Annotated in this window: 18 protein-coding genes and 1 other RNA gene; 8 read left to right on the forward strand and 11 right to left on the reverse strand. The window is 46.3% G+C overall.

The annotated features are described in order from the left end of the window. Positions 1 to 232 precede the first annotated feature (232 nt). The 6 genes from HQN79_RS04945 to ssrA form a co-directional block, all read right to left on the reverse strand. On the reverse strand, positions 233 to 2404 hold the full coding sequence (locus HQN79_RS04945; RefSeq protein ID WP_173284636.1) for a hypothetical protein: 2172 nt from the start codon (positions 2402 to 2404) through the stop codon (positions 233 to 235). Further along, entirely contained in the window at positions 2392 to 2880 is a 489-nt protein-coding gene (locus HQN79_RS04950; protein WP_173284638.1) for a hypothetical protein, read from the reverse strand. Before HQN79_RS04950 ends, HQN79_RS04945 begins: the two co-directional genes overlap by 13 nt. Then, positions 2877 to 3098 carry a helix-turn-helix transcriptional regulator gene (locus HQN79_RS12200; protein WP_173284640.1) on the reverse strand — a complete coding sequence of 74 codons (222 nt, stop codon included), beginning with the start codon at positions 3096 to 3098 and terminating at the stop codon, positions 2877 to 2879. The genes HQN79_RS04950 and HQN79_RS12200 overlap by 4 nt, the downstream gene beginning before the upstream one ends. A gap of 104 nt (positions 3099 to 3202) precedes the next feature. Further along, positions 3203 to 3913, reverse strand: coding sequence for a hypothetical protein (locus tag HQN79_RS04960; protein WP_173284642.1), 711 nt, complete (start codon positions 3911 to 3913; stop codon positions 3203 to 3205). A gap of 2 nt (positions 3914 to 3915) precedes the next feature. Continuing rightward, the gene (locus tag HQN79_RS04965; protein ID WP_173284644.1) at positions 3916 to 5151 is read right to left on the reverse strand and encodes a tyrosine-type recombinase/integrase; all 1236 of its coding nucleotides are present in this window, start codon (positions 5149 to 5151) and stop codon (positions 3916 to 3918) included. A gap of 215 nt (positions 5152 to 5366) precedes the next feature. Continuing rightward, positions 5367 to 5723: a transfer-messenger RNA gene (ssrA, locus tag HQN79_RS04970) on the reverse strand. Between the two features lie 246 nt (positions 5724 to 5969). On the opposite strand from ssrA, the gene HQN79_RS04975 reads away from it, so the two are divergent. Then, positions 5970 to 7340 (forward strand): sensor domain-containing diguanylate cyclase, encoded by a 1371-nt coding sequence (locus HQN79_RS04975; protein WP_173284646.1) that lies wholly within the window; start codon positions 5970 to 5972, stop codon positions 7338 to 7340. Between the two features lie 72 nt (positions 7341 to 7412). Here the strand turns inward: HQN79_RS04975 and smpB are convergent, their stop codons facing one another. Both smpB and HQN79_RS04985 read right to left on the reverse strand, forming a co-directional pair. Further along, complete coding sequence (gene smpB, locus HQN79_RS04980) at positions 7413 to 7892, reverse strand: SsrA-binding protein SmpB (protein WP_173284648.1); 480 nt, start codon at positions 7890 to 7892, stop codon at positions 7413 to 7415. 135 nt (positions 7893 to 8027) lie between these two features. Continuing rightward, positions 8028 to 8774, reverse strand: a complete 747-nt coding sequence (locus HQN79_RS04985; RefSeq protein ID WP_173284650.1) for a hypothetical protein — start codon at positions 8772 to 8774, stop codon at positions 8028 to 8030. 226 nt (positions 8775 to 9000) lie between these two features. On the opposite strand from HQN79_RS04985, the gene HQN79_RS04990 reads away from it, so the two are divergent. Continuing rightward, the gene (locus tag HQN79_RS04990; protein ID WP_173284652.1) at positions 9001 to 9444 is read left to right on the forward strand and encodes a type II toxin-antitoxin system RatA family toxin; all 444 of its coding nucleotides are present in this window, start codon (positions 9001 to 9003) and stop codon (positions 9442 to 9444) included. Positions 9445 to 9490: 46 nt separating this feature from the next. After that, the gene (locus HQN79_RS04995; protein ID WP_202984519.1) at positions 9491 to 9772 is read left to right on the forward strand and encodes an RnfH family protein; all 282 of its coding nucleotides are present in this window, start codon (positions 9491 to 9493) and stop codon (positions 9770 to 9772) included. A gap of 84 nt (positions 9773 to 9856) precedes the next feature. Here the strand turns inward: HQN79_RS04995 and HQN79_RS05000 are convergent, their stop codons facing one another. Then, a complete protein-coding gene (locus tag HQN79_RS05000) occupies positions 9857 to 10288 on the reverse strand; it encodes an outer membrane protein assembly factor BamE (RefSeq protein ID WP_238843428.1) in 432 nt (143 codons plus the stop codon). Between the two features lie 189 nt (positions 10289 to 10477). On the opposite strand from HQN79_RS05000, the gene fur reads away from it, so the two are divergent. Beyond that, a complete protein-coding gene (gene fur, locus HQN79_RS05005; protein WP_173284656.1) occupies positions 10478 to 10888 on the forward strand; it encodes a ferric iron uptake transcriptional regulator in 411 nt (136 codons plus the stop codon). A 99-nt stretch (positions 10889 to 10987) separates the two neighbouring features. On the opposite strand, the gene recN is transcribed toward fur, so the two are convergent. Then, on the reverse strand, positions 10988 to 12652 hold the full coding sequence (gene recN, locus HQN79_RS05010; RefSeq protein WP_173284658.1) for a DNA repair protein RecN: 1665 nt from the start codon (positions 12650 to 12652) through the stop codon (positions 10988 to 10990). 118 nt (positions 12653 to 12770) lie between these two features. After that, positions 12771 to 13646 (reverse strand): NAD(+) kinase, encoded by an 876-nt coding sequence (locus HQN79_RS05015; protein WP_173284660.1) that lies wholly within the window; start codon positions 13644 to 13646, stop codon positions 12771 to 12773. A 202-nt stretch (positions 13647 to 13848) separates the two neighbouring features. Here HQN79_RS05015 and hrcA point away from each other — a divergent pair, with 202 nt between their 5' ends. The 4 genes from hrcA (at position 13849) to dnaJ (ending at position 19156) form a co-directional block, all read left to right on the forward strand. Continuing rightward, positions 13849 to 14853: a heat-inducible transcriptional repressor HrcA gene (gene hrcA, locus HQN79_RS05020; RefSeq protein WP_238843429.1), complete on the forward strand. Its 1005-nt coding sequence runs from the start codon at positions 13849 to 13851 to the stop codon at positions 14851 to 14853. Positions 14854 to 14969: 116 nt separating this feature from the next. After that, positions 14970 to 15551 carry a nucleotide exchange factor GrpE gene (grpE, locus tag HQN79_RS05025; protein ID WP_238843430.1) on the forward strand — a complete coding sequence of 194 codons (582 nt, stop codon included), beginning with the start codon at positions 14970 to 14972 and terminating at the stop codon, positions 15549 to 15551. Positions 15552 to 15748: 197 nt separating this feature from the next. Beyond that, positions 15749 to 17665, forward strand: coding sequence for a molecular chaperone DnaK (dnaK, locus tag HQN79_RS05030; protein ID WP_173284664.1), 1917 nt, complete (start codon positions 15749 to 15751; stop codon positions 17663 to 17665). Between the two features lie 327 nt (positions 17666 to 17992). Continuing rightward, positions 17993 to 19156 (forward strand): molecular chaperone DnaJ, encoded by a 1164-nt coding sequence (gene dnaJ / locus HQN79_RS05035; RefSeq protein WP_173284666.1) that lies wholly within the window; start codon positions 17993 to 17995, stop codon positions 19154 to 19156. Positions 19157 to 19162: the final 6 nt, after the last annotated feature.

The following is a 19162-nucleotide window of genomic DNA, read 5'->3' on the forward strand; positions in this document are numbered from 1 at the left end:
ATTAACCAACCTTGGGTTATTAATTGAAAAACCGGCTGTTTCTATTTTGGTTTTTCAGTAAGGGGGTATCCCTCTCAGAATTAATAAACCTATAAAACCTAAAAGTAATAAGAAACCTGAAAAACCTCTCAAACCCAGTATCCATGGGCATCGATACCCCCAAGAATGGCTAATGTCACCATTTTTGCAAATCCGGTTTTTCAGGTTTATCAATTTTCAGAGGGGGGAGTTGTCAAAGAAAGCTCACCTCTTCTACCGGTAGCAAAGAATAAACACTTGCATTGTCATCACTAGGAACAGACATCCACTGGTGCTTTTTGTTTCGATCAAACCCATCGTAGCGTTCCAATACTTCAATAACCTTTTTCTTTGAAGCATTGCAGTCTGCGGATTCCATACAGTTTTTATGAGCCATATTGATCAACTCAGTTTTTTTCATCTTCTTACCATTCCACAAGAGTTGGCTAATGACCATCACTACATCTCGATCTTGTTCAAACTGTTCTTCAACCTTCGCTTTCCGTTTAACCTTATTCGCGGTTTCATCATCTAAACACTGAATCGAGTTAAAGATATCCATCCAGTCATCACCATCCTGTTTCGTATAGGTGTAACTCACTCGATCGGCAACGTCACCACGACTCTTGATGTTAATAAACTCAACTGTCTTAACCCCAGATTGGTTAGAGATTTCGCCCAGCACATAAACACAATCCACATCATCAACAACATCACTTGTGCCTTGGGGAATTAACTGTCCATCTGCTCCAAGATGCTTGTTAGTATGAGCTAAGGCAATAAAGGTTCCGCCTGCACCAACGAACTCACGAATCAAGCTGGTGAAATTACTGGCTAACTTCTTATCCATCAAATCAACGGACTTCTTCAAGGTATCCAAAATAATCACTTGTCCTTTAGCATCGCAATCAGTAATTAGTCCTTGGATAATCGGTATTAAATCCTTGATCGTGAAGTTGTTCTCATTCGGTATCAGCATATGGAAACCATGCTTCTCCGCTAACTCAAGCTTGGTTGTTGCACCCTTGAAGGTGTCATCAGCGTTAATGTAGAAAACATTCTCTCCATCGACTCTTCCATCCTCTATTGCATCGACGATGAAGCGTATCGCCGTTACTGTCTTACCTAAATTAGGTTTTGCATAGATGACAGTTGCTTGCCCTAGTATGGCTATACGATTGAATACATAAACATCATTCAACATCTGTTTTCTTCGCTGTTCTGACTTTCCTCTTGCTGACATCATCTTTAAACGCTCTTTTGCACTTAATGACGTATTGCCTGTTGTCTGTGCTGCCACATCACCGAACATAGCCTTTACATCAGGCTTATTCTGCTGTGCATACAGCTGCTGATTATGTTGGTTAAGAGTTATTTCAACACCATCGCCCCCGAGAACGGTTAAGTTATCACCAGCAGCCTTTAACGCAGCTATACGGTCATCTTTATGTTCGTAGTGCACATACAGGTCAAACGCATCACCATAGACAACACCGTTCGTAGGCTCACTGCCAATACCAACATCGCTCTCATGACTCGATAGCCACTTTAGTCCATCGTCATTGATTGTGACACCCGGAGTACCGCTTTCACTGTTAGGGCTGAGCCAGCGATTGCCTTTCTGCTTGTAACCATACTTATCAAGCAGATCTTCTAGGTCATAAGATTGGTTAAAGAAGTCCATAACATCCACTGCACCATTGGCAGCCTGTGCAATTCTCTCAATACGCTTGGCTTCACGCCGTTGCTTTGCTTCAGCTTTTCGTGCAGCTTCTACTTCCTTGATCTGAGTCACTTCGGCATCAAACACTGAAGCATTGAACAGTGGGCCATCAAGGATTTCATGATCGTAATACTGCCCTCTGTTAGGCAGGTAGCAGATTTGATTCGCAGTCTCACTTTTACGATCCGGTATGATACCTACTGCTTCAAATCGATCATTGATTACTTGCTGGCAAAGCTCGAATTGTTCACCCCCAACCGGTACGGCTAATGGAACGATGGCACGCCACTTCTGCTTATCAGGTGTTGCGCTGGACGTAGTGTAGATAATAGCTTTGCATCCCAAAGACGTGATGGCGTTAAGTATCTGCTGTTTGGGAGTGTGTTCATCAATATCGACCCACAATGCACCGAAGTGTCCATGCTGACGTTGATAATTAGCCGATCTTGCATGTTCATTGCATACGTTAGAGAAGATGGTCCACCGAGCATCAGATTTATTAACACTAGGAGGGTTAATAGTCATGGCTTCAATATGCTGCCAAGTAACCGCTTCATATGGTCTTCTGGTTACCTTATCAGGGCTGTTGGTGTGATACTGACCATGCCCACTACAAAATGATTGCTGGGCAAATGAATTATTGTTAGCACTTACCAACTCCATTGAAATTTCCCTTTTGGAACCATCTCAACACCATGCTTAACGAGCAATGCACTCAATCTTGCTTCATATTCAAGTAAGTTCTGTCTATTGCGGTAAGGTGGACAACCATCGTTGTATAGATAGTAAGATGATCCATGTAGACCATTTCTGAAGCCTTGATGTCTAAAATCAGCATTTTCATAACTGATCTCGTTCAGTTTTAACCACGAATCGTGGAAATTGTCATAATCGACGCGCAAAGAATAATCACGAATACCGAGTGGTTTATATTCGCGATTAACAACCAGAACAATGTCACCATGAATTGATAAACGATAAGGAAAAGTTCTTAGGTATTCACGTAAGACGGTTTTCATGCCATTACTGTAATTCAGTTTTTTCTTATCAATACGTCTTAATGTCATAACATTATCAAGTAGCATTAAAAGTGCACTGCTTGCATTGGCTGGTCTGTTGTATTCCATTAGGCTGCTCATACCGACATCTCCTTACGAGCATCGATCCAAGCTTGGACTTCTGCGATATTCCAGACGCTACACGACGGGCTTAATTTAATTGGTTTAGGGAAGCCTTCTGTCTTGATCCATCTATAGATCGTAGAATTATTGACACCGCCTAACATGGTCTTGCACATTGGACGGATTCGGATTAATTGGTTTTCAGGGGGCGTGAGTTTGTTAGAACGATTTATCATTTCTTGCACCTCATTGCTTTTGGGTTAAACAATCCGCATCGATTGCGGTTAAGTGCGAGATTACTGGAGGTGAAGGAGAGTGCTGGGGTGGAGGTTTTTCGTAATTAATCGCCTGAACGTGGATGCCAGCGGTTAGTGGATCTTAGAGTTTGAGCGTCATCACCGATGCTTCTGAGGTATGTGATTTCATTACATAACTCTTGTGCTAACTGTTTGAAGTAGTTCTCATGTAGTAACAATCCTGAAACTTCTAATATGTTCGGTAGTTCTGTTTCAATCTCGTTATCAAGGCAGGCTGCTGATAGTTCAGCACAGAAATTGTAGACGCTGTCTGGTGAATCTTCGTCTTTGCTGAGAATGCGACCGTTACTGCGTAAGATGTAATAGGTGCCATAGCTGCGGTAGCTACACCTGCATTGTTCAATAAATTGTGTGATGAAACCGTCCAGCTGCCATGATTGACCGCCATAGACTTTAGTTGTCCGTCTGCCGAATACACCGGAGGCATTATGCTTACCTGTGAGATAGGCGTTAAGAGACTTAATTAACCGGTTGGTTAGTTTGGGCAGTTTTCCCTTCATCATCCAGTGAGTTGCTTCGATAAATTCATCTATGGTGTAGTCAGTTGCAGATGCCTTCGCGTAATTCCTGAGACCTTTTAATTGATCGGTTGCACTGTCTTGGTAATTCCAAGCAAGAGCCTCTAATGCCACCAAGTCGTCCACCGTTGGTATCTGCTCATGTTGAAGTGCATCACGAACGCGGGTGAACAGATCGTTGATCCGTTGCTTGTCTGCTACTGAATGATTAGCCATGATTATGCACCAGACCGGTTAATAGGTACTACATCAGCACCAGCCTTGATACCGTCGAGATAGTCAGACCATGCCTGCATCATGGTGGTTCTACCAGATAGATACTCTGCCTTATTGTAGGTACCACGTACTGAGTCACCGCTGGCATGAGCGAGCTGCATTTCGATCCAGTCACGGTTAAAGCCTTGCTCATTGAGTAGGGTTGATGCGGTATGTCTAAAGCCATGTGCAGTCTGCTTGCCACCAAACCCAAGACGTTTTAATCCGGCATTAATGGACTGCTCGTTAATCGGTCTGACTTGGCTGCGTGGTGATACGAAGACATACTCACTGCTACCGCTGATAGGCTGCATAGATTGAATCAGTTCTTTAGCCTGTCTTGATAGCGGTACTACATGGGGGCGTTTCATCTTCATACGATTTGCTTCAATGGTGATTAGGCCGTTGTTTAGATCAACTTCACTCCAACGCAGACCGGCTAATTCAGCAGGACGTAGGAAGACATGTGGGGCCAGTTTCAATGCAGTAGCGGTGCTGATGTCACCAAGATAGGTATCAATGGCATTGAGAAGCTGATACAGGTCTGCTGGCTTGGTGAGATGATGCAGGTTTTGTTTAGTCTGCTTCTTGAAGATGTCACCGGCTGGAATATCTCGTACAGGGTCAACCGAGCATAGACCTAGGCCGACACCATAACGGAACATTCTACTGGTGTACTGCTGCACCTTTCTGATTGAGTCGCCTAAGCCTTTTGCTTCCATCTGCTTGAGTGCGAAGATGACTTGCTGCGGGGTTATCTCGTCAATAAACTGATCACCAAGAACAGGTAGTAGATGAATGGTAATTCGGTTGCGGACATCGGTTGCGTATTTGTAGTTCCAGCCACCTTCGTTATGGTCATGCCATTGTTCAAAGAGTTGGGTAAGCGTTAACCGATTCTGCTGTGTTTGTTCGATCGCTTGCTGTTCTGCTTTGGCTTGCTGCTTCTGCTGGATAGGGTTAATTCCTTGGCGAACTGCCGCTTTGACTTCATCACGTTTAATACGGGCTTCAGCGAGGCTAAGAGCGGGATAAGCACCAAGAGTGATGTTGCTGTCCTTACCGTTGACTTGATAGCGGTATTTGAATGACTTGGTGCCAGCCTTGCTGATCTCTAGACGCAGACCGTCGCCATCATTCAGCTTTTGAACCTTACCGTTTGATTTAGCCTTTCTTATTTGAGTATCTGTTAGTGCCATAGCCGCCACCTCATCAGGGGTAATTACAAATCAGGGGTAAATGAGAGTGTTGTATCAGGGGTAATTTGTTTTGCCCCTGAATTTACCCCTGTTAATTATGCAATTAGATGATATTGGATGCAACTAGGTAAAACAGGTGTGGTCGCTGTAAGGCTTGTTAATACGTTGTTTCAGGCATAAAAAAAGCCCGTATGGAACGAGCTGATATTGAATGTTGGTGGAGCTGGGGGGAGTCGAACCCCCGTCCGCAAAGCCGCCATCTAAAAATCTACATGTTTATTTGGTCTATTCATTTAACTTAAATGCTGCCCGACCAGCAGGGATCACACCAAGCGAGTTTGTTAAGTTTAGTGGTACGTACCCAAACACGCACGCAACACGATCCTTTGTAAGTCGATACAGGCTAGGGGCCAAAGGCAACGGGTCTAGCCTGCACTAGCGGGATTAAGCCGCTAGAGCGTAGTTATCGTCGTTTGCAACTATAACAAAAGTGAAATAAAGATTTACGTGCATCATTCAGGCACGACATGCATTTTAAACTTTGAACTCCCCGTCGAAACCAGTGCAGCCCCAATAGAAAGATCGGTGTTTATCTAAAGATGGGTATTATAGTGAAATTTTCAAGGGATTACAGCGACACTTTTGGGATTTATTCGGATATCTGTCGCTTTCCGAGAAAGGAATAGACATTTATCAGTGCTTAAATTATCTTTACCTCATATATATTATGTTTTGAATGAAGCTCGCCGAGCGTTTGGATGTCCTAAGAGACGATTGAATGGCGCTACGGGTTTCTCGATATCAAATGGTACAAGGGAATGATGCCGAAATTGTTACAGCAGGGCGTTTTAAGTTATCAGCAACGGTTGGCCGCGAGAATTCGCTGGTTTGTTTTAATTCTGTTTATGCCGGTGTTGATGTTGCTGATTTTTCATTTCCTGATTAAGGAAAACTGGGCAATGGTGACGGCTTTTTCGATTTCTCTGTTTGGTTTTCTCGCCAGTTATCATTTTCATCAGAAGCATTCCGATGCGCTTTCCTCTCTGATTTTGCTCAGTTCACTGTATATTCTTTATCTGCTGAGCCTGTTTGCCGTTTCCGAGGGGCAGCAGCAGATCTACTACTGGGTACTGGTTCTGCCGATACTTAATATTTTTATCAACCGTTTAATCCATCAGCTGGTGTGGTTGGTGATTCTATTGATTCCGCTGTTGCTGCCGAGCTGGTTTGCCGAGGGGGGGGAGTTTGAAGGCAGTTATACCAATATTGCCGTGGCGCTGATTGTTATCAGTGTCATGTTGTATTTCGTAAAGGAGTTCTTTTTACGATCCGAGCAGAATATTCATCACCTTAACCGCGAACTGGAATACCAGCAAAAGATTGTCGACAGCAGCGTTCCAATGCTGAAGATGGATCTTAACGGTGAAATTACCTATGCGAGTCTGGCAATATCGCGCATTCTCGGCCGCAGTGTCAGTAATATCGTCGGCAAGAATTATACGGATTTGAAATTAATTTCCCTGAGCAATGATCCCCAGGTTTGGTTGTCGGAACGCAAATTCTGGGGAGGGATTCTGTATTCGGAAGTCGGGCCGAAAAGCTATTGGCTGGATGCGATGATTCGCCCGGAATACGATGCGTTTTCCAATAAAACCGGTTATCTGCTGATTGCGGAAAACATCACCCGTCAACAGTCTCTGGAAAAACAGGCTAACCATGATCAGTTGACCGGAGCGCTTAACCGTCGTGTTTTTGATGAGTTTATTTTTCAGACAATCGAGGAGTTCAACCGTCATAAGGATCCGGTCTGTTTGGTGTTGTGCGATATCGACCATTTTAAAGAGGTGAATGACACTTTCGGTCATTTGACTGGGGACGATATCCTTAAAGAGTTCTATAAGATAATGGATGAGAGTTTGCGTCAGACGGACTCTCTGGCGCGGTGGGGCGGTGAGGAGTTTGCCATTCTTCTGCCTATGACCAATGTGGATCAGGCGCTCACTGTGATCGAGAAATTACGCGAAAAAGTCGAAGAGCATGTCTGGCCGAAAAATATCTCGCTAACCTCCAGTTTCGGGATCTGTCAGCTGCAGCAGGGATGGTCGTCAAAAGAGTGGTTTGAACAAACGGACAATGCGCTCTATCAGGCAAAAGATCAAGGACGCAACCGGGTTATTGTCTGTTCATAATCAACAGCGCTTGTTGGCCACAAATAAAAAACCACCGTTTCGGTGGTTTTTTATTTGTGCAGTAGGGTGAGGTCAACGGGTCATTTTCATTAAACGCTGTTTATCACGGTTCCATTCACGCTCTTTTTCGGTAGCGCGTTTGTCATGCATTTTCTTACCTTTAGCCAGACCGAGGCTGAGTTTCACCTTGCCGCGGGACCAGTGCAGGTTTAAAGGCACCAGTGTAAAGCCTTTCTGATCAACGGCGCCGATCAGGCGGTCAATTTCGCGGCGGTGCATCAGCAGTTTACGCAATCGTAGCGGATCTTGCTTGGTGTGGCTTGAGGCGGTGATCAGAGGTGTGATTAAAGCACCGAAAAGCCAGGCTTCGTTGTTTTTGAGCAGGATATAGCTTTCATTGATTTGCACTTTACCCTGGCGCAGACTTTTGACTTCCCAGCCTTCAAGTGTCAGGCCGGCTTCAAACTCCTGTTCAATAAAGTAGTCGAAACGGGCTTTTTTATTCTGCGCGATGACATTTGCAGGCGTTTTCTTTTTCGATTTTTTTGCCATGCTTTACCTATCTCTAAATCGTTTGCTGAGGATTTCCGATAAGTCGGATATTCCACAAGCGTCAAGTTCCAAATGGGAGACGATTATAACACCGCCTCGTTGGGTTTTTGCTCAGTTTATTGAGGCTGTTGCCGTCTAATCGTCACGCAAAGTTCTACTGAGTAGACAGAAATCCAGAACTTCAGGTGGTGCAAAATTTTTCAGACGTTGTACATCCAGAGAGTATTTTTGCTGTATGCCGTTTGGCATGTCCAATTGAAAATGCATCGGTGTAGAGTTCTCGATAGCCGTTTTGAATGCCTTGAACAGTTCACGGCTCAAGTCGGTATTTTTGGTACTGGTAAATGAAGGGATTTCCTGAAAGACCATCGAGGTGTGCCAGCTGACACTGACTTTGTCTTTATTTGCCGCTTTGAAACTGTCGGCAAGGGGAAACCAGTTGCTCAGCGCTCGAATCTGGCCGCCGACGGAAACGTCTTCACTGAAAGAGCGGCCTGCAACTTTAACCTTAAGATCTTGCTTTTGATCATAGATAAAACCGTGTTTGGCGTATTTGGAAGAGTCGTTATGCAGTTTGCCGTTTTCCATCAGGTTGTTTTTCTCTTCGAGAAAAGCGGTGCTGAAGTTGGTATAGAAAGGTTGGCAACGGATAAGAAACGCTTTTTGCGTGGCGAAATCCTGCGGGGCGTAAGTCAGTTTGGCGTGATGAATTTTTTCGCTGAAATCATCGTATTCATATTCCAGCTGCCACGAATCATTCGGCCAACTGGTATTTTCGGTCAACAGTTCTTCGGCAGCCCAAGCCGGGCCGATGTTCAGGATCGGTAATATAAAAAATGCCCAAAGAGAGAAGAAGCCTTGCCGTTTGCTCAAGTGTTTCATGGGGGTCTCCACTAAAATATTTTTTCTTTATGCTAAGTTGTATAAATAGGCGGCGCTGCAGCGCGTCCCTTGATCGGTCAGCGAAGGAATTTGTTATACTATTGTGCCTTGAATTTTAATGCTGTGCGGCCGAACATTTACTTAGTCTAAGTAGTTAGGCATGCTTAAGCAAATATAGGCTCTTGAGGTTTTCCTGAAAGCCGTTGAAGGAAGGACGCTTTAGTGAATGAAAAAAATTACCCGTAGTGCCTTATTGCCGTATTCGGCCAAAAAAATGTATGACCTGGTCAATGATGTCGAGGCTTATCCTGAGTTTCTTCCGTGGTGCGGAGCCGCGGAAGTTAAATCCCGCGACGGTTCCAGTATGTCCGCTTCGGTAACCATTGCCAAGGCGGGGATCAAGCAGACGTTTACCACGAAAAACCATCTTGTTGACGGCAAGCGCATTGAAATGCAATTACTCGACGGCCCCTTCAAGTCATTGAGAGGAGAATGGGAATTTAAAGTGCTGGATGAAGATGCCTGTAAAATTCTGTTCGAAGTGGAATTTGAAGTCAGCAGTGGTCTGTTGAATATGGCCATCGGACCGATTTTCGAACAGATCGCCAGTACGCTGGTGGACTCTTTCTGTGAAAGAGCGAAAGCGGTTTATCCGAATCCTTTTGCTTAAGAGTGCGTTTGCAGCCGATACAAAAAGATGAATTAAGGTGAATACCGTGAAAATTGAAATAGCCTACGCCTTACCGGAAGAGCAGTTTTTATATGAGCAGGACGTCGCCGACGGGAGTACGGTCTCTGAGGCGTTGCAAGCTTCCGAACTGTTGCGACGTTTCCCAGAGTTGGATATCGAAAAAGTCGGAATCTTCGGCAAACCGGTTAAACATGATCAGGTTCTGCGCGAAGGCGATCGGATCGAAGTATATCGTCCTTTGAAAGCGGATCCGCGCGAGCGCCGGCGTGAAAAGGTCACTAAAGAGCGTGACGGGAAGCTGAAATAATCTTCTCTTGAAATAAAAAATGCAGCTTAAAAGCTGCATTTTTTATTTAGGATAGCTTCGCTAAAAGACGCTTTACCAAAAACGTCAGAACCAGCCCAGTCCCAAAAAGCTATCGTCTTTTTTCATTTGCACCTTGATCGGATGCGACTCCCATTTGGTTAAATAGAAGTTCTTATCGAACTGCAATACAAGGTGTTTTTTCACCGTCAGCTCGGATTTCGGGTCCGTTGTGTAGAACAGATATTCCCAGTGGTAAGGGTTAAAGGTGTTTTGCCCGATCGGTGGCCCCAACAACTTTCTTACCTGAATCTGATTTAAGCCTTCCTGAATCAGGTCTAACGACTCTTCGGTCATAACATTTCCTTGAGTAATCGGAGCTTCATAAGGTTTAAAGGCAGAGCAGCCGTTCAAGGCACCAATCGTGCTGAACAGTAATCCGGTCAGGATAAGTTTCTTAATGCGGGACGGTTTGTTTGCGGGGACCTGGGCTTGTGAAAGCATGGGTGTGATTCTCATTTAGATTCTTGTTTTGAACGCTTTTTTCGACATAAAAAAATCGGAATTGGGTTATTATACACACATAATGAGTTTTTCAATCTTGTTAAGCGGATTTTACTAGGATTGTATGTTTGCTTAGACGTTTAATGTTTGAATTCGATATCCCGCGTATTGTCGGGGCGTAAGTGTATCAATATAGAGGTTTTGATGAGCGGTGCAGAATTAAAAAAAGTGGGCTTGAAAGTCACTTTGCCTAGACTGAAAATATTGGAAATTTTGGAAAGCGCTGGCGAAGATCATCATCTGTCGGCTGAAGATGTTTTCAAGATTTTGTTAGAGCAGGGCGAAGAGGTCGGATTGGCGACCGTTTACCGCGTCTTGACCCAGTTTGAACAGGCGGGAATTGTTCGCCGTTTGAACTTCGAAAACAATGTCTCTATTTTTGAATTGGATACTGGTGACAATCACGATCATATTGTCTGCATGAAGACCGGTCGCGTACGTGAATTCGTCGATCCGACCATTGAAGAGCGTATTAAAGAGATTGCCAAAGAGCTGGGCTATGAATTATCCGGCCATAATCTGGTGATTTACGGCGCTTATAAAGAAGAGCAATAAAACCTGGATTAAAGTTATTGCCTTCTTCTTTAGACGCGGGCAATAAATCATGCGAAAAAGCGGTTGACCTTAGAAGGCAGCCGCTTTTTTTGTATGTAACTATTTTTCCTGTGCTTGAGAGAGCATTTCTTGAGCCATCTTCTGAGTCTGTTCGGTGATTTTCATGCCGCCGAGCATACGCGCCAGTTCTTCGATTCGTTGTGATGGATCCAGATGGTTCACTTCGGTATGAGTCATTTCGGCACGTGTGCTTTTAGCGATTTTAAAATGGTGATTGCCGTGAGCCGCGACTTGTGCCAGGTGGGTGATCGACAAAATCTGTTTGTGTTGGCCCAGTTGACGCATCTTCTCTCCAACCACTTCGGCGATGCCGCCGCCGATTCCAACATCGACTTCGTCAAAAATGAGAGTTGGCAATTGCGCGACTTCAGCGGTCGCTACCTGAATCGCCAGACTGATGCGCGATAATTCACCGCCGGAGGCGACTTTTGCCAGCGGCTGGATAGGTTGTCCTTTGTTAGCGGATACTTTGAAGTCGATCTGGTCGACTCCTGTCTGAGCCGGTGTTTTACTTGCATCGAGCATCACTTCGAAAACGCCGTTTGCCATGCCGAGCTCCTGCATGCCTTCGGTAATCTGTCGGCTTAACTTCTTGGCGGCTTTCTGACGCGAAGCCCGTAGCTTATGTGCTTTTTCGTAAAAGTCCGCTTCCTGTTGCTTGATTTCGTGGCGCAGTTGTTCCAGCGATTCTCCCGAATGCTGCAGGGTATTGAGCGCCTCTTCGATCTGCTGTTGCTTTTGCGGCAGCTGAGAAGGTTCAATCATATATTTCTTAGCGATGGAAAACAGGGCGGACAGACGCTCTTCAACGGCTTCGAGCTGATTTGGATCCAGCTCGATATTTTCTGCAGTCGTCTGGATTTCCGCGGCGGCTTCCTGAATTTCGATTAATGCACTGTTGAGCTGCGCTAAAGGTGCTTCAAATTGCGGGCAGAAAGCCACCACTTCTTCCAGCTGGTGAATCGCATGATTGATTTGATCGCTGGCACCTTGTTCGACTTCGAGGTGGTCATAGGCGCTTAAACCGCGACGTTTGATCTCGCTGGCATGCGAAAGTTGATTCTGTTGCAGTTCCAGTTCTTCAAATTCGTCGTCGAGCGGGGATAGTTCGGCAAATTCCTGCTGCTGGAAGCTCAGGAGTTCCAATCGGCTTTGAAAGTCCTGTTGCTGCTGTTCCAGTGCGCTCAGCTGTTGTTGCAGGCTTTTCCACTGCTTGAAGCTGTCGCGAGTTTGCTCAAACAGTTCCGTATGGGCGGCGAAGGCATCCAGAAGTGCCAGTTGTTTGCCGCTGTGCAGTAGCGACTGGTGTTCGTGCTGGCCGTGAATATCAATCAGCTGATTACTGAGTGTCTTAAGCTGGGCAACCGCGACCGGAATGCCGTTGATGTAAGCTTTGGAGCGACCTTCGGCGGTAACGGTGCGGCGCAGCAGGCAGGAGGTTTCATCGTCCAGTTCATTTTCCTGCAGCCAGAGTTGAACATGCGGGAGCTGACTTAAATCGAATGCCGCGCTGATGTCGGCTCTTTTGCTGCCGTGGCGTACCAGAGAACTGTCGGCGCGTTCTCCGAGTGTCAGGCCGAGGGCATCAAGCAGAATGGATTTTCCGGCTCCGGTTTCTCCCGTCAGGGAGCTGAAGCCGTTACTGAAGTTTAAATTCAGCTTTTCAATTAAAGCCAGATTTTGAATTGACAACTCGCTTAACATGCGTCTATTTCCAGATCAAAAAAGTGCGTTGCAGGAGGTTTTTTCAGCTGAAAAAACCGAGAGAATTTTCATTCCGGCTTTAGATTACTTGAAAACGGTTACAAAATCCAAAGGTTTTTTACAGCTTATCTCCCCAGCGCAATTTTGCTCTGAGAAGTTCAAAATGATCGTGCCCTTTAGGGTGGATCATCTGAATGAATTTTTTGTGTCGGCTGATTGTTGTTTCGTGTCCCTGACCGATGTTGTGAGTCAGCTGGCCGTCACAGATAATATGTGCCATGCCGTTACAGTTTTTATGCGGGTAGATGCGCACTACGCTGCTGCCCGGAATAACATAAGGGCGCGTGCTCATGGTGTGCGGGTTGACCGAAACCAGACTGAGCACATCCAGACGCGGGTCGAGAATCGGCCCGCCCGCAGACAGGGCGTAGGCGGTAGAACCGGTCGGGGTGGCGATAATCATTCCATCGGAACGCTGGGTATTCAGAAAACGGCCGTCCACCTCGGTTTCGAATTCAATCATTCGCGGCGAGTCGGTTTTGTGAATCACGACGTCGTTGAGCGCCAGCTGATCGAATTCGAGTTTGCCGTCCTTTCGTATCTGAACATGGATCAGATTGCGTTGCTCGTATTCACACTCGCCGACCATGACTTCATCCAGTGTGTTGAGCATCTCGTTAGGCGAGATGTCCGTCAAAAATCCGAGACGTCCCAAGTTGATGCCGAGAATTGGAATGTCGTGATCGACCACGGAGCGGGCTACATCGAGAAAGGTGCCGTCTCCGCCGACAACGATGGCGATATCGATATGTTTGACCAGTTCCAGTCGGTCAATGACTTCGACGCCGTATCTCTGATGCGGGAAGTCGGCGCAGGAAGCCGAGTCCAGCAGGACCGTTTTGTCATGGCTAAGCAAATGCTGCAGCAGGCGATTGATCGTATCCCAGCAGGCAATGCCGTCGTATTTGCCAAAAATGCCGATTCGCTTAAACATGATTTTCTTTTCCTTCACTTCCCTCAAGGCTTGAATAAGAGGGGGATAAATTTATAATTTAGCACTCGTGCCAGGGGGAGTGCCAGACACTCTCGGAGTTTGCTGTTTGCAATTATATGAGAATAGCAAAATTCAATTTGTCCATCTCAAGGCTTTGCTTTCAATTTAAGTTGGTTTACGTATGTTAAATGATCGTTATCAAATGTTGTTTAAAAACTTGATGGGATTATACCTTAGCGACGGCAAGCCGGTAGGTTCGAACACCTTGAGCAAGCTGCCGGAAGTCGCCTTGAGTTCTGCGACCGTGCGGAATGTGCTGGCGGATCTGGAAAAGATGGGATTTCTGCACTCGCCGCACACCTCCGCCGGAAGGGTGCCTACCGATAAGGGATATCGACTGTTTGTCGATACTCTGCTGACCTATCAGGAACCGAGCAAGGTACATGAGCAGGATCTGCGTCAAAGGTTGTCGGTCGATCTCAATCAGGATCGTCTTTTGCAAGAAGCATCCAAACTGCTTTCCGGTCTGACCGGTATGGCGAGTCTGGTAATGCTGCCGCCGAAAACTCAGGAAAAACTGCAACAGGTCGATTTTCTGATGTTGTCGGCAAGACGCATTCTGGTGGTTTTGGTCTTCGGTGATCAGGATGTCCAGAATCGCATAGTGGAACTGGATCGGGATATTCAGTCCGATCAGCTGCAAAAACTGGCTAATTTCCTGAATCAGCAGTGTCTGGGGCTAAGCCTGCTTAAAGCACGGGAAAAACTTGCTTTGGCGGTCGAACAGAATCAGCTGCAGGAAGATTTCCCGTACAGTTCGTTGTTGCAATCGACCGACGATCTTTTGAATCAGCAGCTCAACGATCGAAAACCTCTGGTCGTGTCCGGCAAAACCAATCTTCTGGATTACCAGGAATTTGCGGATTCGCAGAAACTTAAACGTATTTATCACGCCTTTAACCAGCAGCAGGGATTGTTGGAACTGTTCGATAAAAGCCTGCAGGCGCCTGGGTTGAAAGTGTTTATCGGCAGCGAGTGCGGTAATGAGGTGTATCAGGGATGCAGCTTGATTACCCGGCCGTATGCGGTTGAAGATGAAGTGCTCGGCGTACTCGGTGTGATCGGACCGAGCAGAATGAACTACCAGAAAGTGGTGCCTCAGGTCGATTTGACCGGGAAAATTTTAAGTTCCCTCTTGAAAAAATAGCGGATGCCCCTTATGTCAAACCCTAGTCAAATACAGAAATAACTATTCGGCCGATGCGTTAAGCGTCGTCTGAAAGTGCAACAGAGATTTTAAACATTAAAAAATAGGAATACATCGTGGCTGAACAAAACCAGAAAGAGATGAATCAACAGGAAGTGGAAGAGAAGGTTGCAACGGCAGAAGAGGCGATGCAACAGAGCGAAGAGCAGCTGGAAGAGGCTCAGAAGGCAGTTGATAACGATATCGAGTCGATGCTGGCGGAAGCTAAAGACGAAGCGGCCAAGCATAAGGATATGGCGCTGCGTCTGCAGGCGGATATGGAAAACCTGCGTCGACGTACGCGTTTGGATTTGGAAGAAGCGCATAAGTACGCCCTGAAAAAATTTGTTGATGCATTGATTCCGGCAATGGATTCAATGGAAATGGGGATTGAAGCCGCGTCCAAAGAGGAAGCAACCAAAGAAAGCATTAAGGAAGGGGTCGAGATGACCTTTAAGCAGATGCTGGATGTGCTTGCCGAATTCAGTGTTGAGCGTATTGACCCGAAAGGGGAGAAATTCAACCCGCAGGATCATGAAGCGATGACGATGATTCCGTCTCCGGATCACGAATCGCAAACAGTCGTCGATGTTATCCAGAAGGGGTACAAGCTTAATGACCGTCTGGTTCGTCCAGCGCGAGTTATTGTCGCTCAATAAGGTTTTTGCCGAAGCTGAAGGGAAACGGTGAAAAAATGATAAAAAAATGCATTTTTCCCTTGAATCCTGAAAGAGCACCCCTATAAACAGTTCAAACGTAATTTTTAAACGAATTGAGTTCATAAAGAATTGTCAAAATTTGCCAACGGCTTAAACACGGTTTCGTGTTTATACCTATCAAACTGGAGAGAAATCAGATGGCTAAAATCATTGGTATCGACTTGGGTACAACCAACTCTTGTGTATCGGTAATGGAAGGGAAAGAAGTTAAGGTTATCCCGAATGCGGAAGGTGCGCGTACTACGCCTTCGATCGTTGCTTACACAGATGACGAGATTTTGGTTGGTGATCCGGCAAAACGCCAGGCGGTAACTAACCCGGAAAACACGCTTTTTGCAATTAAACGTCTGATCGGTCGTCGTGCCGACGATGCGGTTGTTGCCAAAGACAAAGACATGGTTCCTTACGCGATCGTTGCCGCCGATAACGGTGATGCTTGGGTACAGGTAAAAGATAAAAAATTGTCTCCGCAGGAAGTTTCAGCTCGTACTCTGATGAAAATGAAGAAAACGGCTGAAGACTATCTGGGTGAAGAAGTTAAAGAAGCGGTTATTACCGTTCCGGCTTACTTCAACGATGCACAGCGTCAGGCGACAAAAGATGCCGGTAAGATCGCTGGTCTGGATGTTAAGCGTATTATCAACGAACCGACTGCGGCGGCACTTGCTTATGGTATGGATAAAGTAACCAACGACAGCAAAATCGCAGTTTACGACTTGGGTGGTGGTACTTTCGATATCTCGATCATCGAAGTTGCAGACCTTGATGGTGAGAAGCAGGTCGAAGTACTGTCTACCAATGGTGATACTTTCCTGGGTGGTGAAGACTTCGATAACGTCATCGTTGATTACATTGCTGAAGAGTTCAAGAAAGATCAGAATGTTGACCTGAAATTGGACAAGTTGGCACTACAACGTGTTCGTGAAGCGGCGGAAAAGGCGAAAATCGAGCTTTCTTCACGCGAGCAGACTGACATCAACCTGCCATACGTAACGGCGGATGCGACCGGTCCTAAGCACTTGAACATGAAAATCACGCGTGCCAAGTTCGAATCTCTGATTGAAGACTTGGTTAAGCGTTCAATCGAACCTTGCCGTATCGCTCTTAAAGATGCAGGTCTGTCTGCTTCTGAAATCGACGACGTCATTCTGGTTGGTGGTTCGACTCGTGTTCCGATGGTACAAGCTGCGGTTAAAGAGTTCTTCGGTAAAGAGCCTCGTAAGGATGTTAACCCGGATGAAGCGGTTGCGATGGGTGCGGCGATTCAGGGTGGTGTTCTATCCGGTGATGTAAACGACGTTCTTCTTCTTGATGTAACGCCTCTGTCTCTTGGTATCGAAACCATGGGTGGCGTAATGACCAAGCTGATCGAGAAAAACACCACCATTCCGACGCGTAAGTCGCAAGTGTTCTCAACGGCGGAAGATAATCAGTCTGCGGTAACTATCCACGTGTTGCAAGGTGAGCGTGAAATGGCTTCCGGTAACAAATCTCTGGGTCAGTTTAACTTGGACGAAATTCCGGCGGCTCCTCGTGGTATGCCTCAGATCGAAGTAACTTTCGACATCGATGCCAACGGTATTCTGAACGTTTCTGCTAAAGACAAGAACACCGGTAAAGAACAGCACATCACTATCCAGGCTTCATCCGGTCTTTCTGAAGACGAAATCGAAGCAATGGTTAAAGATGCCGAAGCGCACGCTGAAGAAGATGCGAAACTGAAAGAACTTGTTGAAGCGCGCAACCAGGCTGATGCGATGGTGCATGCGACCAATAAGATGATTAAAGATGCTGGTGATTCTGTGACTGCCGAAGAGAAAGCTCCGGTTGAAGAAGCGATCAAAGCGGTTGAAGAAGCGATTAAAGGCGACGATAAAGCGGCGATTGACGAGTCGGTTCAGAAACTGATGGAAGCGAGCCAGGGCATCGCTCAGAAAGCGCAAGCGCAACAGCAAGCCGGTGGCGAGCAGGCTCAGCAGCAAGGTTCGGACAAAGCGGATGACGATGATATCGTTGATGCGGAATTTGAAGAAGTAAATGACGACAAAAAGTAATCATTTTACGCGCTAGCTCTGCTGGCACTGTGTTGGGAAATGGTCTCGTATGAGTTATACACTCACATTTCCCGCCTTGTTCCAGCAGGCTTGCGCAAAAAATGAAAGACTTCTTGAATCTTGCGAAAGATTAAGTCGATTTAGCAAAGGCACGGAGTGACGAAGGTTTAAACTTCGGTTTGGAATTTTCACGATCTCCGTGCTTTTGTGTTTAAATACCGCGAAATTTATAACTTGGCTAAGTGAATAAACGAAAGCACATAATACAAGTGTGTTTTGGTTTATTAATTTTGTTGTTTAACGAAACAAAGAAAGTTTAAGAAAACTATGTCGAAAAGAGATTATTACGAAGTTCTTGGGGTTTCCAAGAGCGCTTCCGAAGGTGAAATCAAAAAAGCCTACCGTAAACTGGCGATGAAATACCATCCGGATCGTAACCCGGATAATAAAGAAGCCGAAGATAAGTTTAAGGAGGCGTCCGAAGCTTATGAAGTGCTTTCCGATGCGCAGAAACGGGCTACTTATGATCAATTCGGTCATGCCGGACTGGATGGACAAGGGGGTGGTCACGGTGGCTTCGGCGGTGGCGGCTTCGGCGGTTTTGGTGATATCTTCGAAGATCTTTTTGGCGGCGGCTTTGGTGGAGGGCATCGCGGCCCGAGACCGGGTGCGGATATGCAGTATGAGCTGGATATCACTCTTGAGCAGGCGGTCAGCGGAACGAAAATCGATATTAAGATCCCGACCAAAGACGTTTGTGATGTTTGTGATGGCAGTGGAGCAGAATCCAGTAGCGACGTAGAGGTTTGTTCGACTTGCGGCGGTGCCGGCCAGGTTCGTATGCAGCAAGGTTTCTTTGCCGTGAATACCACCTGTCCGACTTGTCACGGTACCGGTAAAATCATCAAAAATCCTTGTAAGAAATGTCACGGCGAAGGTTATGTGCATGACACCAAAACGCTTTCGGTCTCCATTCCGGCAGGCGTGGATACCGGCGACCGCATTCGTCTGCAAGGCGAAGGGGAAGCCGGAGAACCGGGGGCTCCGAAAGGTGATCTGTATGTACGCATCCATGTTAAGAAACATTCCGTTTTTGATCGTGACGGTAACAACCTGTTCTGTCAGATCCCATTGAGCTTTGCAACGGCTGCGTTGGGCGGTTCTTTGGATGTTCCGACCCTGGGCGGCAAAGCCAACTTGAAAATCCCGGCCGGTACGCAATCCGGTCAACGCTTCAAATTGACCGGGAAAGGGGTTAAATCGGTGCGTTCTTCGCTGGTTGGTGATTTGATCGTTCAAGTACATATCGAGACGCCGGTGAAATTGACTGCGCGTCAGAAAGAGTTGCTGGAAGAGTTTGACGCCAGTCTGAAAGGCAAGCACCATAAGCAGCACTCGCCTAAAGAGCATAGCTGGCTGGATTCGGTGAAGAATTTCTTTACCGGAGACGATACCGATAAGGGCGACAAGAATGACGGTCCTTGGAATTAACGGAGA

The organism is Thiomicrorhabdus xiamenensis, from assembly GCF_013282625.1.
GTDB classification, from domain to species: Bacteria; Pseudomonadota; Gammaproteobacteria; order Thiomicrospirales; family Thiomicrospiraceae; genus Thiomicrorhabdus; species Thiomicrorhabdus xiamenensis.

Bases quoted from the DNA above. Each gene is read 5' to 3' on its own strand.
- HQN79_RS04945 (WP_173284636.1), bottom strand. From the start codon at position 2,404: ATGGAGTTGGTAAGTGCTAACAATAATTCATTTGCCCAGCAATCATTT.
- HQN79_RS04950 (WP_173284638.1), bottom strand. From the start codon at position 2,880: ATGAGCAGCCTAATGGAATACAACAGACCAGCCAATGCAAGCAGTGCA.
- HQN79_RS12200 (WP_173284640.1), bottom strand. From the start codon at position 3,098: ATGATAAATCGTTCTAACAAACTCACGCCCCCTGAAAACCAATTAATC.
- HQN79_RS04960 (WP_173284642.1), bottom strand. From the start codon at position 3,913: ATGGCTAATCATTCAGTAGCAGACAAGCAACGGATCAACGATCTGTTC.
- HQN79_RS04965 (WP_173284644.1), bottom strand. From the start codon at position 5,151: ATGGCACTAACAGATACTCAAATAAGAAAGGCTAAATCAAACGGTAAG.
- HQN79_RS04975 (WP_173284646.1), top strand. From the start codon at position 5,970: ATGATGCCGAAATTGTTACAGCAGGGCGTTTTAAGTTATCAGCAACGG.
- smpB (WP_173284648.1), bottom strand. From the start codon at position 7,892: ATGGCAAAAAAATCGAAAAAGAAAACGCCTGCAAATGTCATCGCGCAG.
- HQN79_RS04985 (WP_173284650.1), bottom strand. From the start codon at position 8,774: ATGAAACACTTGAGCAAACGGCAAGGCTTCTTCTCTCTTTGGGCATTT.
- HQN79_RS04990 (WP_173284652.1), top strand. From the start codon at position 9,001: ATGAAAAAAATTACCCGTAGTGCCTTATTGCCGTATTCGGCCAAAAAA.
- HQN79_RS05000 (WP_238843428.1), bottom strand. From the start codon at position 10,288: ATGAGAATCACACCCATGCTTTCACAAGCCCAGGTCCCCGCAAACAAA.
- fur (WP_173284656.1), top strand. From the start codon at position 10,478: ATGAGCGGTGCAGAATTAAAAAAAGTGGGCTTGAAAGTCACTTTGCCT.
- recN (WP_173284658.1), bottom strand. From the start codon at position 12,652: ATGTTAAGCGAGTTGTCAATTCAAAATCTGGCTTTAATTGAAAAGCTG.
- HQN79_RS05015 (WP_173284660.1), bottom strand. From the start codon at position 13,646: ATGTTTAAGCGAATCGGCATTTTTGGCAAATACGACGGCATTGCCTGC.
- hrcA (WP_238843429.1), top strand. From the start codon at position 13,849: ATGTTGTTTAAAAACTTGATGGGATTATACCTTAGCGACGGCAAGCCG.
- dnaK (WP_173284664.1), top strand. From the start codon at position 15,749: ATGGCTAAAATCATTGGTATCGACTTGGGTACAACCAACTCTTGTGTA.
- dnaJ (WP_173284666.1), top strand. From the start codon at position 17,993: ATGTCGAAAAGAGATTATTACGAAGTTCTTGGGGTTTCCAAGAGCGCT.